General features: G+C 57.8%; 15 protein-coding genes and 1 pseudogene. 15 read left to right on the forward strand and 1 reads right to left on the reverse strand.

The annotated features are described in order from the left end of the window. Window positions 1-19: 19 nt before the first annotated feature. The 3 genes from F591_RS0120375 (at window position 20) to F591_RS0120385 (ending at window position 3918) form a co-directional block, all read left to right on the forward strand. Window positions 20-784: an ABC transporter ATP-binding protein gene (locus F591_RS0120375; protein WP_019536467.1), complete on the forward strand. Its 765-nt coding sequence runs from the start codon at window positions 20-22 to the stop codon at window positions 782-784. Further along, window positions 759-2618: an ABC transporter permease gene (locus F591_RS0120380; RefSeq protein WP_019536468.1), complete on the forward strand. Its 1860-nt coding sequence runs from the start codon at window positions 759-761 to the stop codon at window positions 2616-2618. The genes F591_RS0120375 and F591_RS0120380 overlap by 26 nt, the downstream gene beginning before the upstream one ends. A gap of 229 nt (window positions 2619-2847) precedes the next feature. After that, window positions 2848-3918 (forward strand): isocitrate/isopropylmalate dehydrogenase family protein, encoded by a 1071-nt coding sequence (locus F591_RS0120385; protein WP_026326768.1) that lies wholly within the window; start codon window positions 2848-2850, stop codon window positions 3916-3918. 97 nt (window positions 3919-4015) lie between these two features. On the opposite strand, the gene F591_RS0120390 is transcribed toward F591_RS0120385, so the two are convergent. Next, window positions 4016-5218: a macrolide family glycosyltransferase gene (locus F591_RS0120390; RefSeq protein ID WP_019536470.1), complete on the reverse strand. Its 1203-nt coding sequence runs from the start codon at window positions 5216-5218 to the stop codon at window positions 4016-4018. A 487-nt stretch (window positions 5219-5705) separates the two neighbouring features. Here F591_RS0120390 and F591_RS0120395 point away from each other — a divergent pair, with 487 nt between their 5' ends. The 12 genes and pseudogenes from F591_RS0120395 to F591_RS33640 all read left to right on the forward strand — a co-directional run. Then, window positions 5706-6725: a LacI family DNA-binding transcriptional regulator gene (locus F591_RS0120395; RefSeq protein WP_019536471.1), complete on the forward strand. Its 1020-nt coding sequence runs from the start codon at window positions 5706-5708 to the stop codon at window positions 6723-6725. Between the two features lie 88 nt (window positions 6726-6813). Next, window positions 6814-7848 carry a zinc-dependent alcohol dehydrogenase gene (locus F591_RS0120400; protein ID WP_019536472.1) on the forward strand — a complete coding sequence of 345 codons (1035 nt, stop codon included), beginning with the start codon at window positions 6814-6816 and terminating at the stop codon, window positions 7846-7848. A gap of 33 nt (window positions 7849-7881) precedes the next feature. Beyond that, window positions 7882-8949, forward strand: a complete 1068-nt coding sequence (locus tag F591_RS0120405; RefSeq protein ID WP_019536473.1) for an NAD(P)-dependent alcohol dehydrogenase — start codon at window positions 7882-7884, stop codon at window positions 8947-8949. An 81-nt stretch (window positions 8950-9030) separates the two neighbouring features. Next, window positions 9031-10047: a DctP family TRAP transporter solute-binding subunit gene (locus F591_RS0120410; RefSeq protein ID WP_019536474.1), complete on the forward strand. Its 1017-nt coding sequence runs from the start codon at window positions 9031-9033 to the stop codon at window positions 10045-10047. A gap of 58 nt (window positions 10048-10105) precedes the next feature. Further along, entirely contained in the window at window positions 10106-10594 is a 489-nt protein-coding gene (locus tag F591_RS0120415; protein ID WP_019536475.1) for a TRAP transporter small permease, read from the forward strand. Between the two features lie 30 nt (window positions 10595-10624). Continuing rightward, window positions 10625-11917, forward strand: a complete 1293-nt coding sequence (locus F591_RS0120420; protein ID WP_019536476.1) for a TRAP transporter large permease — start codon at window positions 10625-10627, stop codon at window positions 11915-11917. 116 nt (window positions 11918-12033) lie between these two features. Then, a complete protein-coding gene (locus F591_RS0120425) occupies window positions 12034-13158 on the forward strand; it encodes a mandelate racemase/muconate lactonizing enzyme family protein (RefSeq protein WP_019536477.1) in 1125 nt (374 codons plus the stop codon). A 15-nt stretch (window positions 13159-13173) separates the two neighbouring features. Further along, window positions 13174-14022, forward strand: coding sequence for a transketolase (locus tag F591_RS0120430; RefSeq protein ID WP_019536478.1), 849 nt, complete (start codon window positions 13174-13176; stop codon window positions 14020-14022). Continuing rightward, window positions 14019-14969 (forward strand): transketolase family protein, encoded by a 951-nt coding sequence (locus tag F591_RS0120435; RefSeq protein WP_019536479.1) that lies wholly within the window; start codon window positions 14019-14021, stop codon window positions 14967-14969. Before F591_RS0120430 ends, F591_RS0120435 begins: the two co-directional genes overlap by 4 nt. Window positions 14970-14998: 29 nt before the next feature. After that, window positions 14999-16435 carry an aldehyde dehydrogenase family protein gene (locus tag F591_RS0120440; RefSeq protein ID WP_019536480.1) on the forward strand — a complete coding sequence of 479 codons (1437 nt, stop codon included), beginning with the start codon at window positions 14999-15001 and terminating at the stop codon, window positions 16433-16435. A 27-nt stretch (window positions 16436-16462) separates the two neighbouring features. Then, window positions 16463-17869, forward strand: coding sequence for an NAD-dependent malic enzyme (locus F591_RS0120445; RefSeq protein ID WP_019536481.1), 1407 nt, complete (start codon window positions 16463-16465; stop codon window positions 17867-17869). Between the two features lie 153 nt (window positions 17870-18022). Next, window positions 18023-18185: pseudogene (locus F591_RS33640) on the forward strand (ISL3 family transposase); the annotation flags it as partial.

Raw genomic sequence — 18185 nt, forward strand, 5'->3', positions numbered from 1 at the left:
GGAAGGGAGAGGATTTGTCATGCTGCTGGTGAAGCAAGTGAGCAAGGTGTACGAAGGGAAAGTAGCCTACCGCGCTTTGACCGATATCGATCTGACCATAGAGAGCGGCGAGTTCGTCGGCGTCATGGGGCCGTCGGGAAGCGGCAAGACGACGCTGCTGAACCTGATCGCCACGATCGACGAGCCGACGACCGGCGAAATTACGATCAACGGCGTCAATCCGCACAAGCTGAAGAAGGAGCAGCTGGCCAAGTTCCGGCGGCGCGAGCTCGGCTTTGTTTTTCAGGACTTCAACCTGCTGCACACCTTAACCGTTGAGGAAAATATCGTGCTGCCGATGACGCTGGACGGCAAAAGCGTGAAGGAAATGAAGCAGAAGGCGCATGACATCGCGGAAAAGCTCGGCATTACCGGCATTCTGAACAAGCGCACGTACGAAATCTCCGGCGGCCAGGCGCAACGGGCGGCCGTCGCCCGGGCGATGATCCATTCGCCCAGCCTGCTGCTCGCCGACGAGCCGACGGGCAATCTCGACTCGAAGGCGTCGGGGGATGTGATGGAGATGCTCGACGCCATCAACCGCACGGAACGAACGACGATGATGCTCGTCACCCACGATCCCGTGTCGGCCAGCTATTGCCACCGGGTAGTCTTTATTCGCGACGGCAAATTTTACTCGGAAATTCATCGGGGCAGCAGCCGGCAAGCCTTTTTCCAGAAAATCATCGATACGCTTTCTTTGCTGGGAGGGAACGGACATGACCTTTCGCAAGTTCGCGTTTAACAATATTTACCGCAACAAAAGGCTGTACGCGGCTTATTTCCTAAGCAGCCTGTTCACGGTGATGGTGTTCTTCACGTTTGCTATTTTTGCTTATCATCCGGAATTAGGCGAAGGCCATCTCAACGGCAACGTAAGATTCGGCATGAATACGGCCGCGGGCATCATCTATGTCTTTTCCTTTTTCTTCGTGCTGTATTCGATGAGCTCCTTTCTGCATTCCCGCAAAAGAGAATTCGGGCTGCTGATGCTTCAGGGGATGTCTATGCGGCAAATTCGCTGGATGGTGTTTCTAGAAAATATGATCATCGGCTTCTTTGCCACGCTGGGCGGCATCCTGCTCGGGCTCGTCTTTGCCAAGGCCATCCTTTTGCTTGCGGAGAATGCGCTCGTTCTCGAGAGCCGGCTGTACTTTTATTTTCCCGGACAGGCTGTGAAGCAGTCGCTGATCTGCTTTCTTGCCCTGTTCTTCTGCATATCCGTGTTCGTCTCCTATGTGCTGCGCAGCCGCAAGCTCATCGAGCTCATCAAGGGCGACAAGCAGTCGAAGGGAGAGCCCAAGGCGAATCTGCTCCTGACTCTGGCGGCCGTGCTGCTGCTGGGCAGCGGCTATGCCGGGGCGCTGATTGTGAAAGGATTGGGGGTGATAGCGGCATTGGTGCCGGTTGTCTGCGTCGTCACCGCCGGGACGTACTTATTGTTCACGCAGCTGAGCGTCTATGTCATTCGCCGGCTGAAGAAGCGGGAATCGTTCTTCTGGCGGAAGACGAACATGCTGCTGTTTGCGGATCTATCCTTCCGCATGAAGGATAACGCCCGCACCTTCTTCATGGTGGCGATGGTGTCCACGACGGCCTTCAGCGCGATCGGCACGCTGTACGGGTTTCAGAGCTTCGCTACGGACAGTACGAAAATAGCGTATCCCAACACCCTCGTCTACAAGGAGGACGAATTTTCAGAGCAGCATCTGGCTGTGATTCGGGAAGCGTTGCGCAAGGCGGGCATCCAGGGCGAGGAAGCGGCGATGACGATGAGCTACTACGACATCGGCGGGAGGCGGACGATGATTGCGAAGCAGTCGGATTACAACCGTTTCGCCGCGCTGATCGGAGAGGATGCCATGGAGCTGGGAGAAGGGGAGGCCGCCGTCGTCGAATTTGCGGGACTGCCATACGGCCAGGCCGGAGCACCGCTCAGCAGGACGATCGGGCTGGCGTCCGGCGAAGCCTTGCTGGCGGAACGGACCGTGAACTCAAGAGCGCTGCCGGGGCCTTTCTATTACGTCGTCCCCGACGCTGCTTTCGAACGGCTTCCCGCCCCTGTCGATGCACGGTACTATCATGCCTGGCAGTCTTCGGAAGAGGAGCGGCACATGCTGGCCGTCGTCCGGGAGCTGCTGGCGCAGCTGCCGCCGAACGTGGTTACCTCGGTCGATTACGAAGTATACCGAATGAATAAAGATTACGCGCCTGTGTTGTTTGTCGGACTGTTTGTTGGGCTCGTCTTTTTCGTATCGGCCGGCAGCTTCCTGTATTTCCGTCTATATATGGATTTGGACGGGGACAAGCAGAAGTTCGGTTCGATCGCCAAGCTGGGCTTAAGCGACAAAGAGCTGGGTAAAGTGCTGACGAAACAACTCGCAATATTGTTCTTCGCTCCGATCGTCGTTGCGCTGATCCACGGAGCGGTGGCCCTGACGGCGCTGTCCCATATGTTCTTCTACAATCTGGTTGTCGAATCGGCGGTGGTGCTCGGCGTGTTTCTGGTCATCCAGGTCCTTTACTTCTTCGTCGTTCGCTATTTCTATACCGCGCAGATCAGATCGGCTATCGCGTAAATTCGCAGGATACGTTGCCCGGTCCGCCTGAGGACTGGGCTTTTTGAGGAGACGTGTCGCATCGCGGCACAATCAGTGACCTGATCCATCTGACTGTCGCGCGCGGAGATGAATATAATCGGGCATAGCGATAGAGTCCGTACCAAGACGTAGGAGAAATGATCGCTTCGCTTTACGCAGATATACTGTTGTATAATATATAAAAAATAAAATGAGGATCGTGATTCGGGTGACAGTTTATCGGATTGGCGTTCTTTATGGCGATGGTATCGGTCCTGAAATTACAAAGGCGACAGTGGAAGTTCTGGAGGCGTCTGCGAATAAAGCGGGCGGGGTTGAGTTTGATTGGGTGAAGCTGCCGATGGGTTGGGAAGGGATCGAAAAGCATGGCGATCCGATTCCCCAAGTGACGAAAGACGAACTGAAGAAGACGCACGGCTGGTTGATGGGACCGCATGATTCTGCCGCATATCCTGCCCAGCATCAAACAAACCGCAACCCGAGCGGCGAGCTGCGCCATGTTTTCGATCTGTATTCGAACATTCGTCCGGCCAAAACGATGGAAGGCGTACAAAGCGTTGTTGGCGAAGCCGATCTCGTCATCGTCCGCGAAAATACGGAAGGCTATTATTGCGACCGCAACATGGTCATCGGTGTCGGTGAATGGCAAATCACTCCGGATGTCGTCGTGTCGGCCGGCGTATTTACAAGAAAGGCTGTAGAACGCATCGCCCACACCGCGTTCAAAATGGCGATGCAGCGGCGCAAAAAAGTGACGATTGTACATAAAGCGAATGTCATCAAGCTGGGAACGGGGCTGTTTCTGAAGGTATGCCGCGAAGTAGGGGAGCAATATCCGGAGGTTGCGGTGGACGATTTCCATATTGACGCCATGACGGCACATCTGGTTCGGCGGGCTTATTTTTTTGACGTTATCGTTACGGAGAACATGTTCGGCGACATTCTTTCGGATCTGGCAGGGGAGCTTGTCGGCAGCCTGGGACTGGCTCCTTCCATCAATACGAGCGAAGATCAGGCCATGGCGCAAGCCGCTCACGGATCGGCTCCGGATATTGCCGGGAAAAATATCGCCAATCCCGTTGGTCTCATGCTCTCGACGGTGATGCTGCTCGATTGGCTCGCGAATCGTCATGAGGATAGGCGGCTCATCGAGGTTGCTCGCACAATGGAAAACGGCATTTTCCAGGCGCTCGCTGAAGGGGCGAAGACGAGGGACTTGGGAGGAGCCGCTTCAACGACCGAGTTTACCCAAGCCGTGGTCGAGCGCATCGCTCGTTAAGGGGCAAGGAGGGCTGAGCTTTATGATGCGTCCGAAGCTCCATCGGTTACCCCTCCCACAAGATAGACAGCGGTAACCGATGGGGAGCCGGACTCGATTATTTCGTCATGCCCAGACTTCGTTTATAGGCAAAAATCTCTTCAACGGCCTGACGATGCCCGCCCGCGGCTCGGAACGAATCGCCCATTTCAACGCTTGCCTGCCGCAATGATACATCGCCCAGGACGCGTTCCGCCGCCTCTCTAAGCGTTTCCGCGGTCAAGCCGTCTGGATTCAAATGGATGCCGGCGCCGACTTCAGCCACGCGCCGCGCGATCACAGGCTGATCGGCGCTCTGGGGAAGCACAATCAGCGGCACGCCATAATAGAGGCCTTCGCTGGCGCTGTTCATGCCGCCGTGAGTGATAAACAATTTGGCGTGCTGCAGCACTTCGAGCTGCGGCACGTAGCTGCGCACGATAAAATTCGCAGGAATGTCTCCCAAGTCCTCAATCTGGGTTTGACTGCCGACGGATAGAATGACGCTGTACTTCGTGTCGGCGAACGCCGCAAAACAGAGCTTGTAAAAATCCGCCGCCTGATTGAACACGGTGCCGAGCGAGATGTAAATCAGACGATCTGTGTCCGCTTGAGAGAAATCGAATGGAGCGAGCGCGCGCGGCGCGATTGACGGTCCGACAAACTTGTACGTCTCGTCGAAGCTTTCGCCATCGGGCTGGAAACGCTTCGATGTATAGACGATGGTCAGTGGCGCGGGATTCCAGAAAACCTCGTAGGCGGAGCCGACTTGCACGTTGTATTTCGTCTGCACATCGCTGACCAGCTGTTGAAACTCCTGCCGGGCGCGTTCGTTCATATCTTCCGGAAAAGAGCGCGAGAGACGCTCCTGCAGACCATCGAAGACATTTGGCTGCATGGCAAAGCTTGTGCAGGAATTGATGGCCGGCAGGCCGAGAATTTGTGCAAGCAAACGCCCGCAGCCGAACATCGAGTCATGAATGATGTAATCGAAACGCTCTCCTGAGGTTTGCTCCAGGAGACTGGGAATGACGATATCGGCGGTGCGCAGCAGTCCCCCCACTCGAGCCCAGGGGCTTCTTCCTCCGGCAAGAAACGCCTCCAAAAATTTGCCGAGATCGAACGTGATCACTTTTGCGCCTGTCTGCTCGATGCGATCGCGATACGGTTCCGCCGCGAAATAAACCACCTCTTCGCCGCGACGGACAAGTTCTTGAACGACGCCGAGCGTTGGATTGATATGTCCTTCGGAACCTCCGTTGATCAGTAACACGCGTGCCATAAATATCACCTCTCACGTTTTTTGAGACTCTTCCGAATACCTCTCCGAAGGCCTGTTTTCATTTTATTATAGTCGCACTTATACACGAGTTCCAATAACAGAGCCGAAAAGGTAAAAATCGCCCTAATCGCGGTCATTTTAAGCAGCGACTCAAGTTCAAAATTCGCGCTTGTCAAAATAAACCGAGGCCAGCAGCAGGCCTTATGGTATCGCCTTAAGCTCTAACGCTGATGACAAATCCTATTTTGACGAATCCAACGCTTTGAATCTCAATCTCTGCTCCAACGGCAAGCCTAGCCCTAACCTTAAGCGGCTCTCAAGCTGAGAGCCGTTTTGGCGTATTAATGCGTTTGCGGGCCTCTTTTGGAGTCGCGTGCGCAGCGTTTTATTCAAAAAAATAACGGTCAGAAAAATTTCTTGACAACTGATTATCGGCGATGGCATACTAAGTCCAAGGAAACGTTTCCAAGGGTTGAAGGGTGGTTGGATGGCACAGGAGAAGAAAGTCACGATTAAAGACGTAGCCCGGGATGCCGGAGTCGGCCTGGGCACGGTATCGAGGGCCATTAACGGATCGGCGAACATCAGCCTCGAGACGAAACAGAAAATTTTCGAGAGCATTAAGAAGCTGGGGTACGTCCCGAACCAGACTGCGCAAAGCATGAGGTCCAACAAGTACAGAAGCATCGCCTTGTTCGTCAACATTTCGAACGTGGCATTCGCCCAGATCGCCAAAGGCATTCAGAACGAGCTGGACTATTCCGGCTACACGCTTTCGCTATGCGATGTCGGCGAGCGGGATGCCGCGGGCAAGATCGATTCGTTTCTGGCCGGACGCAAGTTCGACGGGATCATTTTGTCTGTGCCCCGGGAAGACGACGAGCAATTGCACAAGGTGCTGTCCAAAGTATCGGTGCCGATCGTTACATTGGACCGCGATGTTCCCGGAGTGGCGGGAGGCGTCGTCATCGATTATTCCCATTCGGTGAAGAGGGCGACGGAATATTTGCTCTCGCTCGGCCATGAAGGCATCGCGCTGATCAGCGGCAGCGGCAAGATTCGCCCGACGAGAATCAGCGTGGCGGCATTCAAGGAAGCTTACGAGGCAGCGGGGAAGAAGCTCGATTCCGCACGCATCATAGAAGGCGGCTTCACCAGCGATATCGGGCGCAACGTCATGCTGGACCTGCTTCCGGACATTCAGCGAGGCAGCGTGACAGCCGTTATTTCGCTCAACAATCAAATGTTTCACGGCATTCTTCAAGTCATGAGGGAAAATGGCCTGGAATACCCGAAAGATTTGTCGATCATTACGGTTGAGGACTACGAGCTGACGAAGCTGCTGAATCCTCCGGTGACTGTCATCCGCCGGCCGCTGCTCGATATAGGCGCAGGGGTGGCCCGCGTTTTGCTTCAATATATCGAGAAGCCGGACATGTACGGCAAACAGAATCCGCTATCGATACCGACGGAATTCATCATTCGCGAGTCATGCAGCAAACGGTAATTTTTTTTCGCAATTCATGGAAACGTTTCTATAAGATGAATGGATCGTTGCAGGAACGCAGGATTGCCGAAGCAAAGGAGGAGTATGCGTGCAGGCGGTGGTGAAGAAAGCCCGCGGACCGGGAAACGTTGAATTGCAGGAGATCGAGGAACCGGCTTGTACCGAGAACTCCGTCAAAATCGAGGTGAGCTATTCGGGAATATGCGGCACCGATCTGCATATTATGCACGACACGTTCGCGAGCTACCCTCCCGTCGTTTTGGGGCATGAGTTCTCGGGAGTGATCGTCGAAACCGGCTCTGCTGTCAAGAGGCTTCGCGCAGGCATGCGAGTGACGGTGCTGCCCTCGACGGCCGTCACATGCGGGAGCTGCCCGTACTGCCGGGAAGGCAAATATATGTTTTGCGAGAGCCGCAGAGGGATGGGCTACGGCGTCCATGGAAGCTTCACCCGATACGTGGTTGTCCGCGAGGATATGGTCTATCCGATTCCGGATCACGTCTCGCTCGAGGCGGCGGCCATGTCGGAGCCGCTCGCTTGCGCGGTGAACGCGCTGGAGGAGCTGACGCCGATACGCGCCGGCGACCGGGTGCTCGTGTCGGGGCCGGGCCCGATCGGCTTGCTTTGTCTGGCGCTGCTCGTTGGACGGGGCATCAAGGTGACGGTGGCCGGGACGACGGACGATGCGGAGCGTCTGAGGCTCGCCCGGGAGCTCGGAGCAGACCGGGTGGTCGACGTGCTGCGCGAGGATTTGCAGCAGGTTGTCCAGGAAACGACGGGCGGCCGGGGCATGGATGTCGTGATCGAATGCGCGGGGGCTGCGGCCTCGATCGCAGGCTGCCTGAAAGCGGCGAAGAAGCTGGGCAAATATATCCAGGTCGGCATCGTCGGCAAGCCCGTTTCGATCGATTACGACACGATTTTATACAAGCAGCTGGAGATGTACGGCTCCGTCGGCCATTCCTTGTCGACCTGGGATCGGGTGGCGCGCATCCTGGAGCAAAACACGATTCCGCTGGAGCGGATCGTGACGCATAAGTTCCCGCTGAGCCAGTGGAAGGAAGCGTTCGATCTGTGCGAGCGGAAGCTGGGCGGCAAAGTGCTGCTGTATGCCGACGAATAACGAAATACGATAACAGGATAAGGGAGGCATTTGATGAAAGCGTATTCAGAGAGGCCGCGCAAAAGCTTGACGGCCGTGCTGGACGCGCCCATGCACATCGCGATCGAAGAGCGGCCGCTGCCTGAGCCCGGCCCCCGCGACGTGCTGGTCCAGGTGATGGCCGTAGGCGTCTGCGGCTCCGACATTCATTTTTACGAGCATGGCCGCATCGGCAGCAAGCAGGTCGAATATCCGTTTGTGCTCGGGCACGAATGCGCCGGCGTCGTGGTCGCTGTCGGCAGCGAAGTCCGGGGCATCGGCGTCGGGGCGAGGGTCGCCGTGGAACCCGGCATCGCCTGCTTTCGGTGCGAATACTGCAAGACGGGACGATACAACATATGTCCGAATGTATCGTTCCTGTCGGCGCCGCCCGTTGACGGAGCGTTCTCCCAGTACATCGTTCACCCGGAGCATCTGCTGCATCCGATTCCGGAGAAGCTGTCGTTCGAAGAAGCGACCTTGATCGAACCGCTGTCCGTCGGCATCCACGCCTGTCAGGTGGGCGAGGTGAAGCCGGGGATGACGGTGGTCGTAACCGGTCTCGGACCGATCGGGCTGACGGCGGTGATGGCGGCCAAGACGTTCGGCGCTTCGACCATCATTGCGTCCGATATCGAGCCGTTTCGCCTCGAACTGGCGCGCAGGCTCGGAGCGACGGACGTCGTGCATGCGGCCGAACAGAGTCTCAGCGAGGCGGCGAAGCAGGCGACGCAGGGCGAAGGTGCCGACATTGCGCTGGATACGACCGGCCATCCGGCAGTTTTGAACGGCATTTTGGAAGCGCTTCGCCGAGGGGGAAGGGTCGTGCCGATCGGCTTCCCGACGGCAGAGAAGGTTCCGATTGATCTGACCCGGATGATTTTCGGCGAAATCCGGATGACTCCTTCCTACCGGTACGCGAATACGTATCCGCTCGGCATCGGCATTCTCGCCTCCGGCGCATTCGATGCGAAGGCGCTGCTGACGGATTTTTACGACCTGAAGCATACGGGCGAAGCGCTGGAACGCGCAAGAACGAACAAGCAAAGCAGCGTGAAAGTGATCGTCTATCCGAACGGGTAACGGCTGCTTGAGGCGAGCACGCCTCCTATTACCTGCAGGCCGCTTGGCAATAAAGCGGAACATCTGAAAGGAGCAAACATAATGAGAAAATGGTTGCCACTAACGCTCGTCGTATGTCTGGTTTTCCTGTCCGCATGCGGCGGCGCCGGTTCGCAGAGCTCCGGGACGAACGGTTCGTCCGGCTCCTCTGCGAAGGGGAAAACGACCCTGAAAATGAACATGGTGCTTTCGCAAACCGACGCGACATTCGGCTATTGGCAGCAGTTCGCGAAACAGCTGGAGGAAGCGTCGCAAGGCACGCTCAAGGTGGAAATTTATCCGTCCGAGACGCTCGGCAAAACGACGGACATGATCGAAGCGATTTCCAAAGGGGCGCCGATCCTGCAGGACAGCGATCCGAGCCACTTGTCGGATTACGTGTCGGACTTCTCGATCTTCATGCATCCGTATTTGTTCAAAAAGCCCGAAGATATCGAGAAGGCGTGGAAATCCGAAGTCGGCCAGCGGTTATCCAAGGATTTGGAAGCGAAAGGTTTGAAAATCGTCACGTTGGTCTATTTCGGAACGAGACATCTGCTGTCTGACCGCGAAGTCGTTACGCGGGCGGATACGAAGGGGATGAAAATCCGCAACGCGCCTACGAAAATGTGGAACGAAGTAACTAAGACGCTCGGCGGCAACCCGACGAACACGTCGTGGTCGGAAGTGTATACCGCGCTTTCCCAGGGCGTAGCCGATGGTGCAGAGGCCCCGCTGTCGCTCTTGTACTCCTCGAAGCTGCATGAAACGCGAAAGCATGTATCGCTTACGGGCCATCTGGTGGCGACCACCTCCATCGTCATGTCCAAGCAGGTGTTCGATTCCCTCCCGCCGGAAGCCCAGAAGGCGATCGAGGAGGTCGGCTCCGCTTATCCGGCGAAGCGCGTGGAACTGATTTCGAATCTGGAGCAGGAGTTCCGGGGCAAGCTGGAGGCGGAAGGCGTCATCTTCAATGAAGTGAAGAAGGACGAATTTATTGAGGCATCCAAAAAAGTCAGCGAAGTGTTTCCGGAATGGTCGCCCGGCCTTTACGACAGCATGGTGAAAGCCATCGAATAATCAGCGTAAAACAGGCGAAAAGAACGCTCAATCCTGAAGACGAGAGAGGAGGCAGAGGATGAAGCGGTTTTGGCAAAATTTCGAATGGATCGTCAGCGGTACAGCGTTCTCGGTCATGGTAGCGATCGTTGTGCTCAACGTGCTCTCCCGGTTTTTTCTGGGCTACTCGTTCGTCTTTACCGAAGAAATCGCTTACTTCGGGTTTGCGTATACCGTCTTTTTCGGCGTCTGCATTCTTTACAGGAAGCATGCGCTCATAGCGATCGACATTATCGTCGACCGGATGCCGAAAGGCGCCAGGCACGTTACGAGAATCATAAATACGCTGCTGCTGCTGGCGGGCAATCTGTATCTCCTGTACCTGAGCATCGAAATTTCGGTGGACGGCTGGATTCGGACGACAGCGGCGCTCAACATTCCCTATACGTATATGTATATCTCCGCGACATTGGCCTTTGCGATCATGTCAGTTCATTCGGTCCGCTTCCTGATCGAGGCGTTTCGCGGCGGGGAATGGGTGACTGTCCCACCGGATGAGCAGCAATAACATGCGTCCACAGCAGGAGGAGATCATCACATGGACTTCGTTTCGTATCTTCCTTTGATCTTATTGTTCGTCCTGTTTTTTATCCGCATCCCGGTCGCGTATTCCATGCTGATCGTGACGGTCGTCTATTTCCTGTTTATTAACGATACGATGCCGGTGGAGATGGTCGTCCAGCGGCTCGTCACCTCGACCGAATCGTTCCCGTATTTGGCGATTCCGTTCTTCGCCTGCGCGGGCGTCGTCTTTAATTACGCCGGCATTACGGATCGATTGATGGCTTTGGCCGTGGCGCTGGTAGGCCATATGAAAGGCAGTCTGGGACAGGTGAACGTGCTGTTAAGCACGCTGATGGGCGGACTATCCGGGTCGGCGAACGCCGATGCGGCGATGGATTCCAAAATTCTCGTCCCCCAAATGACGAAGAACGGATACGACAAAGCGTTCTCGACCGCCCTGACGGCAGCGTCGTCTTGCATCACGCCGATCATTCCGCCGGGCATCATTCTGATTTTGTATGCGATCGCGTCGGACGTGTCGATCGCCAAGATGTTCTATGCGGGATATTTGCCGGGGCTGATGATTTGCGCGGGGCTCATGATCGCGGTCGCCATCATTTCGAAAAAAAGAGGGTACGGAGCCATCCGCGAGAAGCGGGCTACGCTCAAAGAAATTTTCAAGCAGCTGCTCGATTCCGTCTGGGCTCTGCTGCTGCCGTTCGGCATTATCATGGGACTGCGCGTCGGCATGTTCACGCCGACCGAGGCCGGCGCCATGTCGGTGCTCTATGCGGTCGTTATCGGAGCATTTATTTATCGCAAGCTGAAATGGAGCGATATTCCCGCGATCATCAAGGAATCCATTATGGCAACGGCGGGCGTCATGTTCATTATCGGAGCGGCCAACGCGTTCGGCAGCTATTTGACCTGGGAGCGGATTCCGCTTATCGTGTCCGATGCGCTGATCAACAACATTTCCGACCCGTTCGTGCTGCTGCTCATCATCAATTTGCTGCTGCTGGTCGTCGGCTGTTTCTTGGAGGGCGGCGCGGCGATGGTCATGCTGGCTCCCTTGCTTGTCCCGGCCGCTGCGGCATTGGGCGTCGATCTCGTGCATTTCGGCATCATCATGTGCATCAACCTGACGATTGCCGGATTTACGCCGCCGTTCGGGACGATGATGTTCGTGACGACTTCGATCACCGGCGTCAAAATCGAACAATACACGCGGGCGTCGCTGCCGTTTTTGCTCGTCCTGCTGCTGGTCTTGTTCCTAGTTACTTATATCCCCCAAATCGTTCTGTTTATTCCAAACCTGCTCTCATGATCCGTTTGCGCTCAACGGAAAGCAGGCCGACATCAATCGCATTAGCGATCTGGAAACGTGACCGAACGTTTTCATTCAGCTCATATGATCTTTATACAAAAAAGGAGACTGAAACCATGCAATCGAAAATTATTAACGTAGAAGCGATTCCGGTCAAAATGCCGCTCAACAAAATTTACAAGGGCAGCAATTACTTCATGTCTCATCGCGTCACCGTCGTTACCCGCATTACGACGGAGGACAACATCGTCGGAGAAATCTACAACGGTGACGAAATCGATCATCTGGACGCCATCGTGAAGATGATCCGGGATGTGATCAAGCCGCTGATCGTCGGGGAGAACATTTTCGATCTGAACGGCATCTGGGACAAAATTTATCCGCTGACCTATAACATTTTGGCCGACCGGAAAATCGCGCTCAACGCGATCGCCTGCGTCGACAGCGCCGTGCACGATGCGATCGGCAAGACGCTCGGGGTGCCTCTGATCCAGCTGTGGGGCGGCTCCCGGACGAAGCTGCCGGTCATGGTCATCGGCGGCTACTATACGGAAGGCGTCGACGTCGACGAGGCGGCGATCGTAAGCGATATCGAGACCTACAAAGCGATGGGCGCGGCGGCCTGCAAATTCAAGGTCGGCGGACGTTCGCCGGAGGTGGATGTGAAGCGCGTTGAGATCGCGCGCAAGGCAGCCGGCGACGACTTCATCCTCGCTGTCGACGCGAACCAGGGCTGGTCCCGCGCAGATGCGCTGAAGTTCGCAAGCGGCGTGCGCGATCTGGGAATCCGCTGGTTCGAGGAGCCGTGCCGCTGGAGTTACGACAAGGATGCGATGAAGGATATTCGCCAGATGTCGGGCATCCCGGTGGCGGCCGGTCAGAGCGAGGTGTCGCCGGCCAAATGCATCGAGCTGATGACGAACGGCTCCATCGATGTCTGCAACTACGACGCGAGCTGGAGCGGCGGCCCGACCGTATGGCGCCAGGTAGCGGGCGCGGCGGCAGCCCTCGGCTTCGAGATGGCGCACCACGAGGAGCCGCAAATTTCGGCGCATCTGCTTGGCGCGGCGCCGACAGGGACGTTCCTTGAAGTGTTCCACCCGGATCGCGACCCGATGTTCTACAGCATGATCGCAGACCGCAATCCGTTCGTTGGCGGTTATTACGAGATTCCGAACAATCCGGGCTTCGGCATCCGGCTCAATTGGGAAACGATCAACCGTTACCGTCTGGACCAATAACGAGGAGGGAGAACGATGCAGCAAGCGAACATTCCGGAGCTGAAGCGAATTGCGGCCGCCGCCAGAAAACTGCTGATCGAAACCGTTCATTACGCCAAGGCGGGCCACGTCGGCGGTCCGCTGTCGGCCATGGATATGCTGGTGGCGCTCTATTTTCACATCATGAACATCCGCCCGGATGACCCGCGCTGGGAGGAGCGCGACCGCTTCGTCTTGTCGAAGGGGCATTCGGCGCTCGCCTTGTACAGCGTTATGGCGAAGCGGGGCTATCTTCCCGAGGAGGAGCTGAAGACGTTCGACCGCATCGATTCGCGGCTTCAGGGACATCCGGATATGAACGTCCTTCCCGGCCTCGATATGTCGACCGGCTCGCTCGGCCAAGGCATCTCCGCGGCGGTCGGCATGGCGCTCGGCGCCAAGCTGCAGGGCCGGACGTTCACGACCTACTGCATGGTCGGCGACGGCGAAGTTCAGGAAGGCCAGGTGTGGGAGGCGGCCGACGTCGCGGTAAGATACGGCTTGGACAACCTGATCGTGCTGATGGATTACAACAAGCTGCAGCAGTTCGGCTGGGCGGGCGAAGGAACGGCTCGCTTGGCGCCGATTGCCGATCCGGAGAAGAAATGGCAGGCGTTCGGATGGAACGTGCTTGCGATCGACGGGCATGACTTTCAACAGATCATCGACGCCTGCGCCGCGGCGAAAGCTCACCGAGGCACGCCGACGGTCATCGTCGCCCATACCGTGAAGGGCAAAGGCGTCAGCTTCATGGAAAACGAATATTTGTGGCATTCGAGAATCCCGACGGACGCCGAGCTCGCGCTGGCGCTGGAACAGCTTTCGACAGGGGGGAACGACCGATGAGCGGAATCGTGATGGAACAACAGGCGATGCGGGACGCGTTCGGCGAGGAGCTGCTGGCGATCGCCCTTAGCGACGCGAGAGTGTACGCGCTGGACGGAGATCTGGCCAACTCGACGAAGATCGATAAAGTGGCGTCGCAGCTGCCGGAGCGATTGCTGCAGATGGGCATCGCCGAGCAGAACATGATCGGCGTCGCCGCCGGCCTGGCGTCGGTCGGCCTGCAGCCGTGGGCGGCCACGTTCGCCGCGTTTCTCACCAAGCGAAGCCTCGACCAGATCCAGGTCGTCGTCGCGCAGCCGAAGATGGATGTGAAGCTGATCGGCGCTTACAGCGGCCTGCTTAACGGCTGCGCGGGCAAGACGCACCAGGCGACGGAAGACGTATCCATCATGCGGAGCCTGGCGTATATGACCGTGCTCGCTCCCGGGGATACGACCGAGCTGCGCGCAATGATGAGGTGGGCCAATGCGTACGACGGCCCTGTCTACATCCGCGTGGCCCGCGACCCGGTCGGCGCCATTGTCGGCGAAGACTATCGCTACGAGCACGGCAAAGGCGTCCGCCTCAAGGAAGGTAGCGATCTGACGATCGTCACCTCCGGCACGCAGACGCACCGCTCGCTGCAGGCGGCAAAGGAGCTGGAGGCCGAGGGCATCTCTGCGGCGGTGCTGCATTTGCCGTCGATCAAGCCGCTGGACGCGGAGGCGATCGTCGAGGCCGCACAGCGCACGGGCGCGATCCTGACGACGGAGGAGCACACCGTGATCGGCGGGCTCGGCAGCGCCGTGGCCGAGGTGCTGGTCGAGCATTGCCCGGTGCCGATGCTGCGGCTCGGCGTCCAGGACATCAACATCCAATCAGGCTCCAACAATGAGCTGCTGGAGCGGTACGGGTTGTCCGTCGACAGCGTCAAGCAGAAGGCGAAGCAGCTGCTGGGCAGAAAATAGATGGCGAGATTGCGAGAGGAGGATGACGGGTGAGCAAGCAGGTGCGGGAGATTGGCAGCATCATAGGGGAGCGAATCGATTATTCGGGCGAGGTCATCCCTGTCTTCAACAAATATAACGGAGAAGTGCTCGCGAATGTTCGCTGCGCGAGCAGAGAAGTGGTCGCGGAAGCGGTCGCAGAGGCGGTGCGCACATTCCGGACGACCAAGCTGACGCCTACCGAGCGAAGCGGCATTTTGCTTAAGGCGGCGCAGCTCGTGCGGGAACGGCGGGAGGAATTCGCGCGCTCGATGGTGCGCGAGGTCGGCCGGACGATCCGCGATTGCCGGGTCGAGGTCGACCGTTTGATCAACACGCTGACGATTTCCGCCGAGGAGGCGAAGCGGATCGCCGGGCACGGCGTCCCGATCGACGGTCTGGCCGGTCATGAGAACCGGCTGGCCTTCACCGTCCGCGTGCCGGTCGGCGTCATCGGGGCGATCACTCCGTTCAACAATCCGCTGAACTTAACCGCGCACAAGATCGCTCCCGCCATCGCCGCCGGCAACACCGTCGTGCTGAAGCCCGCGGAGGTCGCGCCGATCACGGTGATGATGCTGGCGGATGTGCTGCGGGAAGCCGGGCTGCCTCCGGGCTTTCTGAACGTCGTGAACGGCCTCGGCGGGCAGACCGGGCAGTATTTGCTGGAGGATGAGCGCATTAACATGTATACGTTCACGGGCAGCCTCGGCGTCGGCAAGCATATCAAGCAGACGACAGGCATCCGCAAAGTGACGCTGGAGCTCGGCAGCAACTCGCCGACGATCGTCCACAAGGACGCGGACAATCTGGATGACATCGCGCAAATTTGCGCCATGCGCGGATTTACCGCGACGAACGGGCAGGCGTGCATTTCGGTGCAGCGGCTGTACGTGCATGCCGATATTTTCGACGAATTCGTGGCGAAGCTCGTCGACTGCGCAGAGCGCATCAAGATGGGCGATCCGGAGCTGGAAGAGACGGATCTCGGGCCGCTCATCTCGGAGAAGGAGGCAAGGCGCATCGAGGAATGGGTCAGCGAGGCGGTCGCTGCCGGCGCCCGCATCGTGTGCGGCGGCCGCCGCAACGGCGTGTTTTTCCAGCCGACGGTGCTGACGAACGTCGATGCGGCGATGAAGGTCATGTGCAAGGAAGTGTTCGGCCCGGTCATCAATGTCGTCGCTTACGACGATGTCGACGAGGTGTTCCGCCAGGTCAACGACTCCGAATTCGGCCTGCAGGCCGGCCTGTTCACCTCATCGCTGCCGCTTGCCATGCGGGCGGTGTATGAGCTGGAGTTTGGCGGCGTCATGATCAACGACGTATCGACGTACCGGTCGGACGCTATGCCGTACGGCGGGACGAAAAACAGCGGGCTCGGCAAGGAAGGGCCGCGTTACGCGATCGAGGAAATGACGGACGAGCGGATCATCGTCATGAAGCTGTAAAGCGGACGAAGGAAGAGGGGAGCCGAAGTGACGGCATATTCAACCATCATACTGAGAATCGAACGGCTCGTATCTTCGGGAACGTTCGCCGATATCGCGCGCGTCATCGGGCAGGCCGGGGGGGACATCCTGGCCGTCGATACGATTCACGCCGGGAAGGAATCGATGATCCGCGACATTACGGTCGGCGTGCACGGCGGAGCGGAAGAGGAGGTCGTCCGGGCGGTGCGCTCCGTCGAGGGCGTCCGTCTGATTCACGTCTCGGACCCGATCTTCCTGGCGCATCTCGGCGGCAAAATCGAGGTGCAGCCGAAGCTCGGCATCAAGACGCGCGACGATTTGTCGAAGGTGTACACGCCGGGCGTCGCCCGGGTGTGCAGAGCGATCCACGAGGACCCGGGCAAAGCGTACTCGCTGACGCTCAAGCGGAACACCGTCGCCGTCGTGACGGACGGCTCGGCCGTGCTCGGGCTCGGCGACATCGGGCCGACGGCGGCGACGCCCGTCATGGAAGGCAAGGCGATGCTGTTCAAGCAGCTTGCCGGCGTCGATGCGTTCCCGATCTGCATCGCGAGCAAGGACCCGGACGAGATCGTCCGTACCGTAAAGCTGATTGCCCCTGTATTCGGCGGCATCAATCTCGAGGACATCGCCTCGCCGCATTGCTTCGGCATTGAGGAGCGGCTGAAGCGGGAGCTGGACATTCCCGTCTTTCATGACGACCAGCACGGCACGGCCGTCGTCGTGCTGGCCGGCTTTCTCAACGCCTTGAAGGTCGTCGGCAAGCGCGCGGAGGAGGTGCGCGTCGTCGTTAACGGCATAGGCGCTGCGGGGACGTCCATCGTTAAAATGCTGCTCGCCGCCGGCGTCCGGCGAATCGTGGCGGTGGACCGCTGCGGCGCGCTTGTACGGACGAACATGTATGATCGTCCGATGTGGAACTGGGTGGCGAGCCGAACGAACGAGGAATGCATCGAAGGCTCGCTCGGCGAAGCGATAGCCGGAGCGGATGTGTTCATCGGCGTATCGGCCAGGGGGGCGCTCACCTGGGAGGACATTCGCCGCATGGCGCCGGATCCGATCGTCTTCGCCATGGCGAATCCGGACCCGGAGATCGATCCGGAAGAAGCAGAGCCGCTCGTCGCCGTGCTCGGCACCGGGCGGAGCGATTACCCGAACCAGCTGAACAACGTGCTGTGCTTCCCGGGCATCTTCCGGGGCGCCCTGGACTGCCGCGCGGCCGAGATCAACGAAGCGATGAAGCTGGCCGCGGCGCGGTCTATAGCGGCAGCGGTATCCGATGAGGAGCTGAACCCGCATTATATCATCCCGAGCATCTTCAACGACCGGGTCGTGCCGTCGGTCCGGAGAGCGGTCATCCAGGCGGCGATCGACAGCGGCGTTGCGCGGAGAATTCCGCCGGAATTTCTGTAACGCTGCTGATCCGGGCGTTGTTGTCGCCCTTTATAACAGGTATTTTGGCTCTATACCAAACATAGTGCTTGACAACATGTAGAGCCAAAATTGAAAAACATCTGTACATTCCATAAGATGGTTGTGCGACCAATCCAACTCGAGGAATGACAGATGCACAACCAGTATACTGATCTTTTAGTCAATTTACCAGAGGTAAATGTTCAACAGATTGTGGAAATTGATGAGCAAACGATCCATATTCAGGTTGTTCCAAAGTCACGCAAGCAGGCTTGCGCCATTTGCCGTTCGGATCGTTCGGTCATTCGCAAAGGCA

This window comes from Paenibacillus ginsengihumi DSM 21568 (assembly GCF_000380965.1).
Taxonomy (GTDB): Bacteria; Bacillota; Bacilli; order Paenibacillales; family NBRC-103111; genus Paenibacillus_G; species Paenibacillus_G ginsengihumi.